The sequence below is a fragment of the Dysosmobacter welbionis genome (assembly GCF_005121165.3).
GTDB lineage: Bacteria > Bacillota > Clostridia > Oscillospirales > Oscillospiraceae > Oscillibacter > Oscillibacter welbionis.
In genome coordinates, this window is the sequence record NZ_CP034413.3 from 292,382 (window position 1) to 309,659 (window position 17,278).

The 17,278-nt window shown below is 51.3% G+C and carries 10 protein-coding genes and 1 tRNA gene; 1 reads left to right on the top strand and 10 read right to left on the bottom strand.

All coding sequences use genetic code 11. From position 1 onward, the window contains the following. Positions 1-533 precede the first annotated feature (533 nt). Positions 534-854 carry a DUF2200 family protein gene (locus tag EIO64_RS01500; RefSeq protein ID WP_119311107.1) on the top strand — a complete coding sequence of 107 codons (321 nt, stop codon included), beginning with the start codon at positions 534-536 and terminating at the stop codon, positions 852-854. Between the two features lie 260 nt (positions 855-1,114). Here the strand turns inward: EIO64_RS01500 and EIO64_RS19125 are convergent, their stop codons facing one another. From EIO64_RS19125 to EIO64_RS01545, 10 genes are all read right to left on the bottom strand, one after another. Beyond that, positions 1,115-1,489 (bottom strand): recombinase family protein, encoded by a 375-nt coding sequence (locus EIO64_RS19125; RefSeq protein ID WP_119311108.1) that lies wholly within the window; start codon positions 1,487-1,489, stop codon positions 1,115-1,117. Between the two features lie 168 nt (positions 1,490-1,657). Next, complete coding sequence (locus tag EIO64_RS01505) at positions 1,658-2,161, bottom strand: M67 family metallopeptidase (RefSeq protein WP_119311109.1); 504 nt, start codon at positions 2,159-2,161, stop codon at positions 1,658-1,660. After that, positions 2,142-4,031 (bottom strand): ThiF family adenylyltransferase, encoded by a 1,890-nt coding sequence (locus EIO64_RS01510; protein ID WP_136890723.1) that lies wholly within the window; start codon positions 4,029-4,031, stop codon positions 2,142-2,144. The genes EIO64_RS01505 and EIO64_RS01510 overlap by 20 nt, the downstream gene beginning before the upstream one ends. A 127-nt stretch (positions 4,032-4,158) precedes the next feature. Continuing rightward, on the bottom strand, positions 4,159-5,121 hold the full coding sequence (locus EIO64_RS01515; RefSeq protein WP_136890724.1) for an SMODS domain-containing nucleotidyltransferase: 963 nt from the start codon (positions 5,119-5,121) through the stop codon (positions 4,159-4,161). Beyond that, the gene (locus EIO64_RS01520; protein ID WP_119311112.1) at positions 5,118-6,518 is read right to left on the bottom strand and encodes an SAVED domain-containing protein; all 1,401 of its coding nucleotides are present in this window, start codon (positions 6,516-6,518) and stop codon (positions 5,118-5,120) included. The genes EIO64_RS01515 and EIO64_RS01520 overlap by 4 nt, the downstream gene beginning before the upstream one ends. A 186-nt stretch (positions 6,519-6,704) precedes the next feature. Continuing rightward, complete coding sequence (locus EIO64_RS01525; RefSeq protein ID WP_119311909.1) at positions 6,705-6,878, bottom strand: recombinase family protein; 174 nt, start codon at positions 6,876-6,878, stop codon at positions 6,705-6,707. Positions 6,879-7,122: 244 nt separating this feature from the next. Continuing rightward, on the bottom strand, positions 7,123-8,478 hold the full coding sequence (locus EIO64_RS01530) for a DUF4417 domain-containing protein (RefSeq protein ID WP_119311113.1): 1,356 nt from the start codon (positions 8,476-8,478) through the stop codon (positions 7,123-7,125). Between the two features lie 144 nt (positions 8,479-8,622). Then, a tRNA-Pro gene (locus EIO64_RS01535) sits at positions 8,623-8,698 on the bottom strand. Positions 8,699-8,882: 184 nt separating this feature from the next. After that, positions 8,883-12,257, bottom strand: a complete 3,375-nt coding sequence (locus tag EIO64_RS01540; protein WP_136890725.1) for a Cna B-type domain-containing protein — start codon at positions 12,255-12,257, stop codon at positions 8,883-8,885. Between the two features lie 170 nt (positions 12,258-12,427). Further along, the gene (locus EIO64_RS01545; protein ID WP_136890726.1) at positions 12,428-17,275 is read right to left on the bottom strand and encodes a Cna B-type domain-containing protein; all 4,848 of its coding nucleotides are present in this window, start codon (positions 17,273-17,275) and stop codon (positions 12,428-12,430) included. Between the last annotated feature and the right edge of the window lie 3 nt (positions 17,276-17,278).

The following is a 17,278-nucleotide window of genomic DNA, read 5'->3' on the forward strand; positions in this document are numbered from 1 at the left end:
CGTTCTCTCTTGTTGTACGGTTTATTCTGATACTATTATTTTTTTCTAATCGCTTTTAATGAGTTCTAGTCCCAAAGAGGTTTCCGGAATTTTTTATAGGCGTTTATATTGCTTTATAGTCATTTCCGCTTCAAATCAGTTACTTTCCATCGCTCTTGTTTCCGCTGTTTCCGTGTATTCCAGCTCTGTCTGTGGTCTTACATGTGGTCAGCGGAAAAGTTTCGGCCAGAATCCATGACCCACGGTGATACTCTAGGCGGTACAGTTTACCTCAAAGTTTGAAAAAATGGTACCTCTGTCTTGAAAAACATACAAGAGATCTGGACGCACATAAAGTTCCACCCGAAGAGACAAATTACAGCGTCATTGCCAAGGGGCCAAGGTGACCCGGCATACGGTATCCAAACCCTATGAGATGATTCAAAAGATGCCGGGAATCCAGGAAACCGCTTTCCCTTACTTTGCTGAATTGCCAGGCAGAACCGCGTATGATATGATGGCAACAGAAAGCGAGGAGGTGCTGTCATGCCCGTATGGATGTCACTCAAATGCCCTTTGCAAAGCTCTATCCTCTGCTGGTGGCAAAAGCGGAGCGGAAAGGCCGCACGCGAGAAGAGGTGGACCAGGTCACAACCTGGCTCACCGGCTACACCGCCGGAGACATCGCCCGTCTGGAACAGTCCACGGTCAGTTACGGTGACTTCTTTCTGAACGCTCCGGTTCTAAAACCCAATCGCACAATTCAACATCCGGTCAATGGTGGAGGTGCTCCTCTCCGTTTTTCCGGTGACCGTCTTGATGCCGTGAGATTCCAGATACTTTTTATCTTCCGGACGCCGTTTCCCTGGATGTAGAGGTCAAAAATCTTTCGGATGATCTCGGCCTCCTCCAGTACGATCTGCAGCACTCCATTCGGCCCCTTAGTATAGCTCAGAAACTGTATGTAATTCAAAATGGTTTTCCCGCTCCGCATGCGATTCTGAATGCCAAACTTAATGTTCTCGCTGCGAGTTTGGCTCTCCACTTGTGCAGAGGCAGCATACAGATCGATCACGCTGTCTGGCGGCTTCATGGTAAAGATACCTCCTAACTCAATGTAAATTCCTACGTTCATTTATTTCAGCTTTCTGATTGTGCTAATAGCTTCCCGGGCATCTCTTCCAAAGCGGCTGAGCGATTTGACAAGGATCAAATGGATCTTCCCTCTCCGGCAGCCTCTCAGGATCTTCCGATAGCCTGAGCGGTTTTTCGTGTGCAATCTCGACGCTTGGTCCGCGCAAACAGCCACGAATCGCCACAAGGGATTACTCTGAATGAAAGCTGTATAATACGCGATCTGGTTTTCCAGGCTTGAATTTTGTTCCTCCTGATTCGTGCTGGTACGGCAATAGGTTGCCCCCCGCAACTGCTGATTCCAAATAGGGTGGTCCTCCTGCGTCTGCGGGATCTCAATCACATGTTGAAACATAAGAACCCCTCCATGATACATACTGTCGATCAGTTTATCATGGAGGGGTAGAAAATGAAAAAGCTACATTTCAGTTCAAGGAACTAAAATATAGCTTTTAACATGTATTGTGCGACTATTATAGATGTCGCTTGAGAGCCTTTATTCATTAGATCTAAAAAAATAGATCTAAAAAGTATAATGGTAGCATTAGTTATTATTTATTTCATAGAGTTCTATCTCTTGTTCCTTTACATATACCCCAATATACTGAAGCCAGTTGGATGAGCTACCTCCGATGACCAACAAAATTGGTTCTGGACATCCTAGGTCTTCGTCTTTAGATAAATTGACCATTGTTTTCAAATCTAGTGCAGATGGCTTAGGAGAAGCATTGGGATGATAATGCCACTCCCCTAAATAATATTGCTGCTTTTGCCACGCTCTTTTTAGCTTCGTAATAATGCCCCGCGTACTCCGTACGAATGAACACAAAGTTTGCTTGGATTCTGCTGGAGCTCCTGTTATAGTGGTTATTTCTGCCCATTTCAAATCATCAGAGTATCTGCCGATGAGGATTCCGCCTGTCTCATAAGGATATGAATTCATACATAAACTATGAATATACTCTAGCTCCTGATCCGGCAACTTAACACCATAGCTTCCATTAAAGCTCTCGTAATATTTAAAGGTCTCAATTTTCTCGATATTCATATTGTTTCTCAATCAATCGCAGGCCATTAAAAAGTCCATCTTCAGTCTGTGTTTCATAGATTAATGAGATCCCTTTTTCTGTTGAATTTTGTACAAAAGCTTCTAATGCCTTGACTGTGGTACAAGCGGCAAACCACATATCATCTGCCCTGGCAGGAAATAATGGATGCCAGCAGCCAATGCCATCCCGAGGAAGCGCATCTAGATTAAAATCATTGGAATCTTTTTGAAAATATGGTTCGACTAAATTAAGAAAATTTTCAAAGTGAGGCAGTTTTGTCCTTTGAATATTAATATACAGTCGTTTTGCACCAAGTCCAACAGAACTTGAGCAGAATACAATTTTTCGCTTCCACTCTGTTGCAGATAATAACGCCAATACTTGATCCTCGCCAGTGGAATCAATGATAATATCAAAACTGCTCAAGTCTGGTACTAATGCCCCAGTTTCATCTATATCTAAATACCTTTCTGCATAAGTAGTGTGAATGTTAGGGTCAATATTCGTTAACCTTTTAGCTACAAGTTTACTTTTGGACTGATAAAGATCTGTCATACATAAAGTATGACGGCAAAGATTTCCCATTTCTAAAGCATTTCCATCGATACAGGTGAGTTGTGTTGCCCCAGCACGAGTCAACAGTTCTGCAATAGAAGCGCCCAAGCTACCGAGCCCAATCATAACTATACGCTGATTCGCAAGCCTATTTGCAAGCTTTCCACGCCCCTTAATCGTGCGTGCGCTCCAGTTTTCGCTGCGAATCCATGATAGTTCCATACTATCCAGGAATATCTTTGCTTTGTCATTCATCCACCAGCCCGCTTCACTCGGGCGGTAGCCTTTTCTTGCTCCGTAAGTCTGAGGAATGCTAAGTCGCTTGCCAGAATGAAAAACTCTATTTGTATATTTTCCGCAGGATAGAGCAGGAAGCTCTATAGCCTGCCAAGTCATCTCGTGGGAATCTTCACCGATATGTGCTGGGATTGGAAAACCAACCAAAAGCAGATGCCGCCTCCCATCTCTGGCTTTGGGGGCAAATGATTTCAAAATGGCCAGCAAATCAATGCCCTGATTAGTGCATATCTGCTTCAACTGACATAGGTTAGTGGGAACTTGCCAGTTATTAATAACTGGTACTTCTTTTAATCTGATCCAAAGTGCATTTTCATAGTTTTTTTCCCTTATTGCCGTTCCCCAAACCGGTTGATAGATTACCTTCTGAGAATCAATGGAGCGAAAGCTCCGAATCATTGCTATGGATTGCTCTGATGAAAGTTGCCTACGAACGATTCTTGCAATTCCACAACGCTCATCCGTACTTTCCCAGATCATCATGGAAACACAATCCTCTTGAAAAGCAAAGACTGTCTGTATATGAGAGACTGGAAAATCTGGTAACTCAAAGGCATCCCCATTTTTTATTAATCTCTCTTCTGCAGCCGCACGGAGCCACAAAACAGCTCTTTGCATATTCCAAAAGAGCCGTTCATCAACTGTGAACGGCTCTTTTTCAGGAACGCGGATGCCAAGAGTCTGATCAATAAGATCAACACAGAGTTTTCCTTTACGCCACAAATGGTTTTCTTCCTCAAAAGCATTGATCGATTGATGTGGAAATGTATTTGTTATACTATTTTTGCAGCTCGGATATATAGCAATAGTTCCAAAGGGATAAACAGTTTCCGCAGTAACAAACCATTCTGTTACTCTGGGAATATCTTTGCCATCATGGTCCAAACAAACCCTAATGTGAAGATAAAAACGTTTTGTAACTACATCCCAAGTCCAATCTTTCAGCAAAATTATTTCTGGTATTTCTTCAATCCGGCGCCGCCCGCGTCGCAAATTCTCAGTTGGATTCTGACTCATCCAAACCTCCCAACAGGAACGCCCTTACTTTCCTGTACTCTCGGAGTAAATCCTCCGTTTTTTCTATAATAGGATGGAAATTCATCGCAATCTTTGAAGAAAGATTTCCAAAGGTTAACACTCTCTTCTATATCAGCGCTATCATAAGCTGCTCTAGCAAGTCTTGCACCGCCGCAAACCGCCTTATAGAAAGTGTCATAATCCTCATCTGAGAGCATCTCAAATACGTCATGCTCAGGAACCCCCGGTCTGGGAGGAATGGCTTTTTAGGATAACATTCCGCAATGCACTCCAAGGTTCCGACGATGCCCTCTGCAACACTTGTGATTCCATCTGGACAACACTCTCCCACAAAATGTTCCAACGGATAGCTTTTCGGATGCTTGAGGCTAGGTAGTTCCAATCGTCGCCACCATTTGATCGCTTTAACTACATTTACATAATTACCTTTGCAAATTTGATTTTTTCTCTTGGTCCAACGGATCTGCTCTAAAGGATGCGTTCGATACCATTGATTTTCGACATTATCTGGAATCAGTAAAGGCTCCGCCCTCCATTGTTGGCCAGTAGAATCACTTTCGAAAAATCTTTCCAGTGAATCTAAGCGGTAATTTTCCAAAAGTGACTGCTGATAGCCCGAGAGATCATCGACTGTGAATGCGGATGAAAGGCCAGCACATTCAATGGCCCTTTTCACCTCTTCGCTGGGAGCTGCGGTAATTACTAGATCCATATCTACTTCGGGCAAAGAAATACCGATCGAACGCTTTTGCTGTTCGTAGTTCTGATAGTACTTCTTTACAAAGGGTGTAATTATGGCAAATGCTTCTTGGGCAGAAACGGTATCATGATCAATATTAGTAACTACAATTACATCTACATCCACCTTTTTTCCTGGTGCTGGTTTAATACAAGTTGACCTAGCATAGCTACCCTGTAAAAAACTTTCAACGAGTAAATCTTTTGTAAGGTCATCAGATTTGAGTTGTTCTCGAAGCTCGGTGTGTGCGGAGATCAACGCTTTTTTCAAACTGTCAGGTAGCCGAATATTAGTCAAGAAATCCTGAAAATAAGTTTGTATTGCGCTCATTCAAGTCCTCCTTTCCCGTCAAACTGAATGGACGGTATGTAAGAGCAGTTGCCTCGTTGTTCAAAATCATATTCGTACAGAATACACTTTCCAAATGGACGGGATACTTGCCCAAGATGAAACATAAACGCATTAGGCGCGGCAGCAAAAATATGGAGATATGCTCGCCTTTCAACGGTGCTTCGTCCTGCCAATGCGGCATAAACTTCCATTGCCAGTTTTGAGGAGTGGGTGCCATTTTGAATAGAAAAGCCAGTGCTACCTGTGTCCTCTGGTGAGAAATTAATAATCCGTCCAACGTGAACCCCCTGTTCTTTCAGGTATCGCTCCACATCAGAGCAAATATTGTGCCTCACGTTGAGGATAAGCGCGGTGTCAAATGTATCTTCATCTCTTGCTATATGTTCTACCTTCCAATTCTGATATTGGGTTCGATCGCATTTGTCAAATTCCCATATTTCTGGTCCCAAAATTGTTTTTTGAACAGGACAAATATCCACACCGGATTTAGTATCAAAAACACGACCTGCAGCAAAAGCGATGGAACCATGGGCTTCCAGCATAATTTGGTAAGCTTGCTGCACCTCTGTATTTTCTCTCAAAAAATCTTGAACAGGCTTACCGATATCAACCGTCCAGTCAAAATCCGGTTTCAAAAATCTACCTTCAAATTTGTCTTGTAAATCTAACAGAATTGACGTCTCTTGGGTAAGTCTTTCAGAACCTCTTGAAAAACACAAAATTCCAATTGCTTTTCGTACCTTGGTGTACTTCTTGATAATTAATTCGATTCGCTTGTTCAACTCCAGGCTGAAAATTGTTCGATCGGTATAGCCATCTTTTGTTGATTGAAGAAGTTCCTCCTCAACCATTGCGTCCACAAGTAAAGATACTTGGGGATGCTCCAAGGAATGTCCACTATCATATGCATATTTCCAAAGAGCCTCTCGAACAAGGCTCTTCAAACTATCTGGATCGAATGGCAACACTTTAAAATCCACATTAATATCTTTTAGTAATTGAGTTTCAAATTTTTCTAACTGTTTTTTACCTGTTGCATCCAACTTACCCGTTTGAAACTTGGTAATAGCGTTCATAAAATCCACAGCTGATACCGCACAATTTCCGATTAAAACCAAGCAATACCGCTGGCAGGGATAATCAGTGATGATATCTTTTAACCACTTAGAAATATCGCCCTTTGAAAAAGAGTTGACCGTCGATTTAACTTGGATCGCATCTGTAATTGTATCTGCGCTCTTTAAAGCAATATCTACCTTGTCACCTTCTGTTGGAAATTCAATGTAAATCCTATCCCAATCATTTCGCCTTAATGCTTCTAGAACAGCAACAATCCCTTGATATAGATAACCTCTGCCGCCTTCTTTTCCGCCCATAATACGCCTTTCTATTTATTGAAAGAGTACAACCAACTGATTACAATATATTGTACGAAGAGGTGGTAATAAAGTCAACATATCAAGGAATTATTTACCAATTATTAATAGTTTAAATAGAATGTGCTATACAACACATCATTCAATTATCAACTGCATGACTTTTACTTAATGTAAAAAATTACATTAGCCCGGGCGGTTTTGGGTGTGCTGTCCCGATGCCTGGCCGGCGTAAACAGCTGCAAACCGCCACTTGGGATTACTCTGAATGAAAGCTGTATAATACGCAATCTGTTTTTCCAGGCTTGAATTTTGTTTCTCCTGATTCGTGCTGGTACGGCAATAGGCTGCAACCCGCAGCTGCTGGTCTCAAATAGGATGGTCCTTCTGCGTATACGGGATCTTGATCACATGTTGAAACATAAGAAGCCCTCCATGATACATACTGTCGACCAGTTTGTCATGAAGGGCGGGAAAATGAAAAAGCTGCATTTCGGTTCAAAGAACCAAAATGCAGCTTTTAACATAGTCTGAATGTCATTAAAGGATCTGTGGAAATCCAGTAATATCAATGGTTTGTAAGCAGTCGGCAAAAGGCTTCATCTTAAATTGTACGCTCCCACACTTTCACTTGCGTGATTACATCACGCAGACGATCACCACCAACCATATACTCCAGAATTTCGTCGGCGGTATCACACCATTTCTCAGTACGAGTGTTTACTTCCACAGAGCCAGCCTGACAAATCACCATTTTAGGCGCTGCATCTGCCGCAGGAGAAATACAGCCAAAGCAACAGTACAGCACGCCATTCCACTCGAACTGGACTTCGCCGCCGCGCCGCATACACTGTTTGAAATCACTGATTGTTTTAAACCTATTATCTTCAAGGCTGTTTGTGCCGACCCATGTTGCCATGTTCGTGTTCCTCCCGTATAAAAAGCTCTTGGTAGTCTGTTCTTTGCCGAAGTGAAAGCCTGACTGATCCCATATGATGCTATGTTGGTGTGGAACTTCATGATACTTGGGGAAACCATGGTTTGTATGGTGAATTTCCAAATATGCTTTTCCGTCAGGACCAATCAGCGTTTCAATAAGCTCTCCTTTTGCCGTATAGGTATATTTTGTTTCGCCCGGCTCACCCCAGAATCGCTCATCCTCTGGTTTTGACGGTTTGATTTCTCCGCCGTAGGCGCTTCCTCCGCCTTTTCCAATTAGGTACGGCTCTATTGTATCACGATTATTACTGGATGTGCCGCCAATTTTAAAGGCATCCAAATCTTCACGATGGAAACTTCGTTCATAGTTCATATACCGCCAAGAACTGCGTTCGTAATCCACATGGATAATGTTGCCCTGCATTTCGGGAAACGGTGTATTATAACAGATAATTTTTTCCGGATCAATGCGCCGCAGCATCTCGTTGTATCCTGCCATGAACCATTCTTTCTGGTCGCAGCGGTTGTCATGCTCTGAGGCCATATAAGTGGAGACAGCAACAACGCTTCCTTTTTCAATCCCTTCAAAGCAGAAATCAAACGTGGATTCATCTCCCCAGTTGACAGTTGGAATGACCCGGAGCCCTTTGGATGCCCAGTAAGCGCCGCACCAGCGATTACGAAATACATTGTAAAGTTGCATAACAGGCGCCATCTCCAGGTACATACTGAAATCCGGCGACAGCACCGCGCGGTAGCGGGAGAGTTTTTCAATGTCATTGTCCGGGTTCTTCCAGACCCTCTCAAAGCGATAGTCATATAGGAAGAAGTGTACCATGCGGTCTAGGTGATTCTGGTCCTCCAAATGGGTTTTGTCAAAACCGATCAACAAAAGATCATCGAAGTCTCCGGGACTTTCTTGGAACTTAGGAATGATGGGGATTTTTAACTTTCCTTTGCCGGGAAACTGGTTGCGAAGCAGTTTCTGACTGGTTCGGTAGTTGTAATTTTCTTCGGTCATAGATAGCCCTCCTGTATGTAGTAAGGAACAAGTCCTTCTGCATACAGGTTCCCAAACAAAAAAAGTTGCACATTCCTGTGCAACAACATGAGAAAATTTACAAATTGGCAGTAAAAAATCGGAGTACCCCAAAGGATACTCCGATGGTCCGAGTGGCGGGATTTGAACCCACGGCCTCTTGGTCCCGAACCAAGCGCGCTACCAACTGCGCTACACCCGGATAGCTGCCTCTCTTCCAGGGCACCAAGGCCCCGCAAAGCAACGTAGTTTATTATACGGAATTTTTTGGCCGTTGTCAAGTGTGGAAGTTGTTTCGATCCCTATCTCTCAGGACTGCGGCCCCAAGGCCGGGGGCACGGTATGCGTGCCCCCGGTTTGATTGCCTCGTTGGTTCAATGCTTTTTTCAGTCTCTCTTCCTGCCCTTCCGGCCCAGAATCACGATGGCTGCTGCGCCAGCCAGAGAGGCCGCCAGCAGTGCCAGATACAGCGCCAGCTGGGCAGTGTCTCCCGTGGGAACAGAGTCATCCGGTTCATCAGGGTGCCCCGGTTCGTCCGGCGTATCCGGCATATCAGGATCCGGGCTTTCGTCCGGGTCAGGGGTCGGATGCGGATCTGGATCCGGCATGGGATCGGGACCCGGGTCTGGATCCGGCTTGGGGTCTGGATCTGGATCCGGGTCCGGCGGCGGAGTCGTGTCGTCATAATTGATGATTAGCACTTCCGCCGTGTCTCCGAACGGGACCATCCCGGGGTTGTGCCCCTCGACGCGGGTCCCATAGCCGTCCACACGCGCCTCTGCCACTGTGTAGCCGACGCCGGAGGGCAGGCCCTTGGCTGTCTTGCTCTCCCCGTCTTTCAGGGTAAATGCTGCCACGCCGTCCTGGAACGTCATATCCCCGCAGATGCCGTTGATGGACTTGTCGTCAAGCGTGACGGTGAAGGAGAAGTCCCTCTGCCGGTCACCGCTGTACACTTGCTTTTTGACGGTCAGGTTCCCCTTTCCGTTGATGACGTTCCATCCGTCCACCCGGGTGCCGTAGCCATCCACCGGCTCCTCCTGCACAGTGTAGGTGTACGCCCGGCCACTGTCGTCGTAGGCGGGCCAGCTGCCGAAATCATAGGTCCAGCTGCCGTCGGCGTTCGGGGTGACTTCCCGCTCGGCAACTTTGGTGCCGTTCTGCAGGAGGCTCAGCGTGATGGAGTTCGGACGGTCGTCCGCTCCATCACCCACCCAGGTCTTCCGCCCCTGGATGGCAATTTCCGTCTCCTTGCCGCCCAGTGTGTTGGTCAGAGCCAGCGTACCGCTCCCTGTCACAGTGTACGACTCCAGGTGTTCTTCCTCCACCCAGTAGGTATAGGGATTACCGCTGCCGTCCGTATCCGGCAGATGCTCAAAGGTGTATGTCCAGACATCGGCGTTTCCGTCCTGGGCATTTTTCGCGGACAGCGTCACTTCGCCTGCTACTTCGCCCTGGGCTGCCGGATCCGTTCTGCGGTAGAGGGTCAGCTTCAGCGTCTCCGGGCGAAGGCCCTGCGCGTCACTGTCATCCCGCCAGGTTTTGGAGACCGGGATGTCCGTATAGCCCCTGTTGGTGATGGCAGTGGTGAACGCCACCGTAGTTTCCGTCGGTTCTCCATGATCGTAGATCACTTCCATGTCCTCGTCCGGGGTTCCCTGTTCAATGGCGTAATAATAGTATTTCTGGTTCTGGCTGTTTACTTTGTCCAGCTCTCCGAAAATATGGCGCCAGTTATTGGCCGCAGACAGCTCTGCGGTCATGCCGGCGACCTGCTCCACTCCATCCACGCCGGTCTTCCCCATCAGGTTCTTGTCCGTGGTCCGCCAGAGTTCCATTGTGATCGGATGTTTCTTGGTATCCGCGGTGTGCCATTTCTTTTCCACTGTCAGGGATGTCACAGCTTTATTGGTGAATTGGAATTCAGGGTAGGTCCCATCCACATCGGTCTTGTTTTCCTTTTTCGTATCTCCCACCTGGACGTAGCTGCCGCTGACCGCTTCGGTCACGCGGTATTCTGTCTCGGAGTCGGAGTCCGGCAGATAGCTGCCCGGCATTCGGGCTGGGAGGTTCTCCCAGACGGCTTTCCACTCTGCGTACTCGTAATAGGGTTTGTCCAGATCAGGATCCGTAGTTCCATCCAGCGTGACGGATACAGCCGTCAGGGTCTTCCACGTATACGCCGGGCCCTCTGCCGGATTCTCCAGCGGAACCGCATATTGCAGGTGCAGGGTGACCTGGGCGCCCTCCTCGCCGGCAGGCATCCACGTCTTGCCGGCAAAGACCTTGGTGGTCTGCATGTCGTTGGCCGCTGTGGTGAGGAAGCCGTCGTCAGACTGCCCGCCATAGGTGTAGGCCGCCGTGTACGCCTCGTTGTAGGAATCTCTGAGCAGGACATAGCTGCTCAAATCGACTGCTCCGTTCGTCATTTGATATCCTGGCTCAAGCTCCACGGCGCGATAGGTGTACTCCCCTTCCGCATTCTGTTTCGGCAGGCCGGAAATCGTCATCCCTACCGGCGATTCAACCGTGCCCTCTGTATCCGTTCCGGTGAGGGTCACTACCAGATCCTGCTTTTGACCGTTTTCGCCGGTCACCTGGACGGCTTCCCATGCTGCCGCTTCCCAGCCAACAGATAGATCCGTGGTCCGCTGAATCAGGAAACTGGTCTCCCAGGTCTTGCCGGCTTCGTCTGTATCCGGACGGGTGCCATAGACGTTGTTCCGGTCGTTCGTCCAAATCTTCTGCACCTGCAGCGAGGTCGTCGCCAGCTTGTTGGTGATGGTGGTCGAATTTCCGGATTCCGTGTAGGTGTCTTCAATTCCCGTGAAAAGGCCGCCGCTGTCTGCAACAGTGTATGCGAACTCTTCACCGCAGGTATCGACAGTAATCGTCGCGGCTCCGCCTTGATAAGCGATTTCCGTCTCCACCACGCGATAGGACAGCTCCGAAATCCCGCTGTCTTTTTTTACTACACGCGGCAGGTTCTCACAAGCTCCACTCCAGGAATCATAGATATGCCGGTTTTCCAATGTGATCGAAAAACCATTGAGTATTCCGGCATCCTTCAGTTTCTCGTACGCGTCTTCTCCCAGGTTCTCCTGCGTGAAATAGTCCGCTGCCCTCTGCCAACCTCCGCTCTTTCCCTCCTTGACATACAGCTCAAAGGTGACGGACATCTCGCCAAGGTCCATGTAATCGGCAGTGATGGGCTCGCCATCGCTGCCCACCCACCGCTTGGTGAAGGGGGCTCTGGTCTCCAGAGAGTTTTTCAGCTCCTTCATGTGGATGGTGTCGCCGTCTGCGGAGTCCTCACCCGCTGTCCCATTGCCGGTGAAGTAATATTGGTACCGCTCATACAACGCTTCCTTCAGATCGGAGTTCAGCTCTTCCTTCACGGTGTACACCCACCGGGCGCCGTTGGGGGCCCACTTTTCCAGCTCCGTCTGGGGCTGCGCGGCGGGAGGCGTCTCTTCGGAGGGATCCTGGGAATCGGGGTCTCCGATCTGGTCCGGATCTTCCGCAGGTTCTGTCGGTGTGACCGGGACGCTGCCGGCGCCGCCATGTTCCCCATCCGCCGGATCGCTGTGCAGGCTGGCGGCACTGAGGGTCTCCTCCTGCGGGGCGGACTGGCCGTCCCCGTCTCCCGCCTGGGAGTCCGGGTTCTGGTCTTCTTCCCCATCTGCCGGAGGTTCCGGACTCTGTGTATCCCCTTCGTCCGTGGGAGGATCGGCGGGCTGGTTTCCCTCCTCCGGGGGCATTTCTGTGGGCGGCGTTGTCTCCTCTCCCTGGCCGGGGCCCGGTTCGGCGGGCTCTTCCGCGGAGATGCCGGGCTCTTCTGCATCCGGATCGTCCGCACCCCAGATCTGATAAGTCCACTTTCCGGTTTCTGCATCCTGGGTCCACTTGACGGTGTAGTCCTCGCCCTCTGTCAGCTTCTCCTCGATGTGCGGGTCGCCCTGCCCTCCTGGGCAGCGGCGCGGCGGGTCACAGTGAGCCGGATAACGGGGACCAATGTACCATCTTTCCCCTCTTCATAGGGGGCATCCGGACGCAGACCGAAGGCGTCGTAAAAGTCCTCCCAGGCTTTTTGGCCCGTGAGGGTGACGAACTCTGTCTGCACAGCCTTCCGGCTGTTCAGGAACGTGGCGTCGGCCTCTTCCCGCTCTTCATGGGGCAGCAGACCGCCGACAGTATATCCGTCCCCTGTGACGTCTTGGGCCTCCAGGTCGCCCGGGCCGCACCAGGTATCGTAGCCGCCCAGGAAGCTCTTGTCCTCCTCCACATGATAGAGGTACAGCGAGCCGTTGGGCGCATACTGCTCCAGGCCTGTAAAGGAAAGAACCGTTTCAACAGTTGTGCTGTCTCCTCGCTGCTGGTAAGCCGCCTCGACCTCCTCCGAGGACCAAGTGGCCGTCCGCACCAGCTCCTGCGCGGAGGGCTGGCCGTTGTTCTGGATGTAGACCCGGTACAGATGGAAGCGCACGGCGGGGTAGGCGATGGGCAAGTCATCTCCGCCCAAAGGCAGTTCCAGGATTTTTTTCACCGACAGACTGCCAGTCGGGCTGTGGAACACGTTCTCCACCTGGAAGGTGTTGGAGATCTCCTGTATATCAAACAGATCCAGCGATTCCTGGGGTCCCTCGCCGGTACCGTCCAGGGGCAGCCCGTTGGCGCCGGTGATGCCTTCCTCCCGGAGAACATATTCGTACAGCTTGCCTTCCTCCGTGTATTTGGGCAGCCTTGGCTGGTCTTCAGATTCCGGCCGGACGGTTCCGGCTCCGTCATCGATGATATTTTTCCCCTCATAAAGGAGCCGGAACGTATAGTTCTTCAGGCCGGACCAGTCCTGAACAGTCAGGGTCGCGATGGGGGCTCCGCCAAAGTCAAACGCCTCCCCGCTGCCCTGCACCCGCCGGTACAGTGCGAAGGTGACGTTGGGCAGGTCCACCGCCGGATAGCCAGCGGGCAGGTTGGTCCACAGCTTCCGTCCCTCAATGGCGACCGGCTTATTCAGGCGGTTGACGAAGGTACCATTTGCGTTCAGGGCATATTTGGCGTAAGAACTGCTGGCATCCTGAGACACTGGTGGGTTGACGCCGTCCAGGTTCGTGGTCTGCGCTTCGTAAGCCGCCTCCATCCCCGGGTCAGCTTCGTCACGCGTGCCCAGACAAGTTTCACCCGTCCAGTACTCCGCAATGGCGTAGTCAAAGTCGGAGGCGTTTACACTGGTGCGCTCCACCGCGGAGTAAGTGATCTTGTAACCCCAGTCGTCATACTTGGGCAAGTTCTCCAGCTCGGCCCGCCAGAAATACTGCCGGTCCGCAGATCCGTTATCCCCGGAGGCGGTGCCGGGCTCCTCACCCGCGGGATCGCCTGCTCCCTCGGACGGCACCTCTGTCTCCGGCGGGAGCAGGCCCTCGTTTGTCCAGCGGTAGCTGGGATAGATCAGTTCGGTTTCGATCCCGTCCTCAGCAGCAGAGGTATGCACAGTCCGGTAAATGTCCAGATAGATGTCCGGACGACTGCCGGAGCCATACATATAGATGTCGTACCACTGCTTGTACCAGACAGCATCCGTTACGCCGGTGCGTTTGTTGGTGAGGGTGATCTTCTGCTCGTCATTCTTGTTTTCACCGTCATTTACCGTATAGGATTTTTCCTTTACAGAGCTTGTGTATGTAGTCCACAGGGCATAGACCTCCGGAGAAATGGTCCGCAGCTGATCCAGCGTGATCTCATTGCCGCCGTCCAGCCAGACCTCCTCTACGGTATAGCGCACCACTGTGCCGTTGGTGTCGTACTTGGGAAGGTTCCAGAAGTCAAGGGAGTTGGACTTCGTATCTGCCGTGAGAATCGGCTGAATAGAGGAAACCCGTCTTTCTCTTCTGTCTTGAATCTGTACATCCCCGCCGCCCAGGTTCACATAGCCAAATCCATCTTTCTGATAGATTTTAAATTGTCCTTCCGTATCATCGCTGGCGGCGATCTTCAGCTTCACGGCCAGAGTGAGGCCGGGGGTGTTCTCCAGGGCTGCCTGGAGTTCCCCCACGCCGTCTCCGCCGCCGTCCCGCCAGTCCTTGGTGACGGTCAGGTCCACATTGCCCAGCCGGCGGTTGGTGACGGTGCAGACCGTCTCACCCGCGATCTTCTCGCGGTCGTATGTAGCTTCATAGGCATGGTTTCTGCCGGGGACAGTGTCGCGGGTGATTCCGGGAGCGTTGATCTCTCCCTCGGTCGGGGCGCCTTCGGTTCCAAGAACCGCAATCGCTCCGATTTTGGTCTCCCGGATGTAGACCTGGTCCGGCGTAAGTTCTCCAATGCCGGCCCATGCGTACCAGATGGGATCTCCGTCCTCCTGGGATTCGCCCAGCGTGACGGAGACAATTACCTCGTCTCCATTTCTGCTATACACCGTCACTTCCACTGGCTCCCGGTGGGCGGCGTCGCTGTCGTCCACCCAGTTCTTCTGGACCAGGATCCGATGGCTTCCTCCCGGGCCGTTGGTGACGATGGTCGTATAGTCTCCGGTGCTGCTGTCGATGGAGGTTTCATAGGTGGGGTTCCCGTTCTCCTCCAGGATCAGGTATTCATACCGGCGCCCCTCTTCGTCATACTCCGGGAGGTTCTGGAGCAGGGCTTTCCAGGCCTCAGAAAACTGAATGGAAATTTCACCGTCGATCGCATCTATGAATGCGTTTTCCTTCGTGAAATCAACATTGACGGTCCCACCTGCATCCATTGTAAAGGTAAGAACCTTGCATGTTTCTGTCAGAGACTGTTCGCCGATGGTACGGTACAGGGCGAAGGTCACCGGCCCCTCCTGGGCGCCGCTTTTCCACTTCTTTTCCACCGTATAATCTATCTGGTTGCTGACGGCATTGGTGATCTCGGTGGTGTTGCCGTTCTCCACATCGGTCACACGGTACTTTGCATCTCCCCGGCTGCCGCCGCCGGACAGGGTAAACGAGTTGTTGTCCAGAAGATTTGTTTTATTCTCGCCCTGGTAAACCACCGACTCCACCCAGCGGTACTCCAGCTCCCGGCCCTGGTTGTCGTATTTGGGCGCGCTGGCGCTGACGGACAGGCCGCCCAGGTTCTCCGCCGTAAATTTTCCCGTTTCCTCCGTCCCCAGCGTCTCGGTGATCTCCGTGTCTTCCCAGGGGTCCTCACTGCCCACCGGCCGGGCCTGGAGCGTCAGCTCCACCCGGACATCCTCCAGCGCCGACTGGAAAGCCGCCGCTTTCCAGATCTTGGTCGCATTAACCGTCACCGTGCCGGAGAGCTTGTTGGAAAGGGTTCCCCCGTTGTAGAGGTATGTATTGTTCGTCTCCCGTGCAAAGTCTGCATCCTCGCTGGTCAGTTTTTTCAGCGTACCGGAATCCTCGTCCAGCGCCCAGATGATGTCCGTCACGCCGCCGTCTTCCCCCACCGCGCCGAATACCTGGGTGTAGTCCCCCGCATGCTCACCAGTGAGATACTCTCGGACCACATAGATATACTCGTAGCCCTCCGAGTCGTACTTGGGCAGCTCTGCAAACTGAATGTCCTGTTTCTCCTGCCCGTTGAGCGGGACCGTCAGAATGCTGCCCCCATCATCCCGGACGGGCGCGGCCGTTGTGTAGCTCTGCCCGGCTCGGTAACGCCACAGCTGGAGTTCACCTGCCGGGCGGTGATCCGGATCCGCCGCGTCCTCCCAGACTTTGGATGCCTGATAATCCTTCACGCCCGTGAGCGTCAGGTACAGGCTGCCGCCGTCATAGAGCTTCCCCACCTCTGTGCCCACGTTGGGCGTGCTGGAGTTGTCGTAGGAGATCTGGAAGTAGTCGCCCTCGGGCAGGGCACCCGCCGCGATGCCGTCGGCGGCGTCCAGCCGGCCGTCGCCTTTTCCGTCTCCCTCCCTGGTCTCCTCTACCGAGTAGTTGATCCGGCTGCCGTCCAGGTTGTACTTCCACAGACCGCTGACGGTGACGGTGCCGCTGGTGGGGTTGTCCGGGTCTCCATCAGGGTCCTCTTCTATCTTCATCTGATCCTTCATCTCTGCCAGCAGCCGGCGGAGGGAGCTTGCCGTATAGTTGGTGTCCACCACGAAGTCAAAGCTGTTGTAAATGGCTTCTGCGATGCCTTCCGCGCCGCCCAGATTACCCCAGCGGAGCTGAACGCGGAAGTTGAATTCGTCCTCCAGCACATAGTACCAGCCGTAGTTGTCCCCGGCGGAGGGATATTCCGACACATTGCCGTTGTTGACCTCTACCGGGCTGTAGCCGTCAACCCCTTCGGACGGTCCCATGATCCACTCTACACGGGATTCTGTTGAGGTCTCCCCGCCGTAGCCATCGGATGTTGTGGTTTCGATCGCTTCCGGCAACACGCCGGTCGGGACGGAGACCGTATAGGTGTTGTTCCCGTTGTCGGCCACCGTCATTTTCGGCATAGCGGACAGGCCCACCCCGGAGAGCGTCGAGTCCTCCCCGCCTTTCAGCTCAATCCATTCCCCGTTGTCGATCCGGAACCACAGCGACGGCTGATACGTATTCGCCCCGGGACGCACTCCGTCCTCATTGTTGTTATCCACCCAGTAGAGCGTGTTCTCTTCAAATGCCCCGGCGGCATACCAGCTTGTCACCGTCACCACCGTATCTGCGTAAATCACAGGCACCAGGGTCAGACACAGTACCAGTGCCAGCAGCCCGCTGACCAGCCGCCGGCCTCCCTTCTTCGGAAACTTTCCCTTTGGGAGCCGCCCCCGCTCCCGGACTCTCTTGCCTCGATACAGCATAAC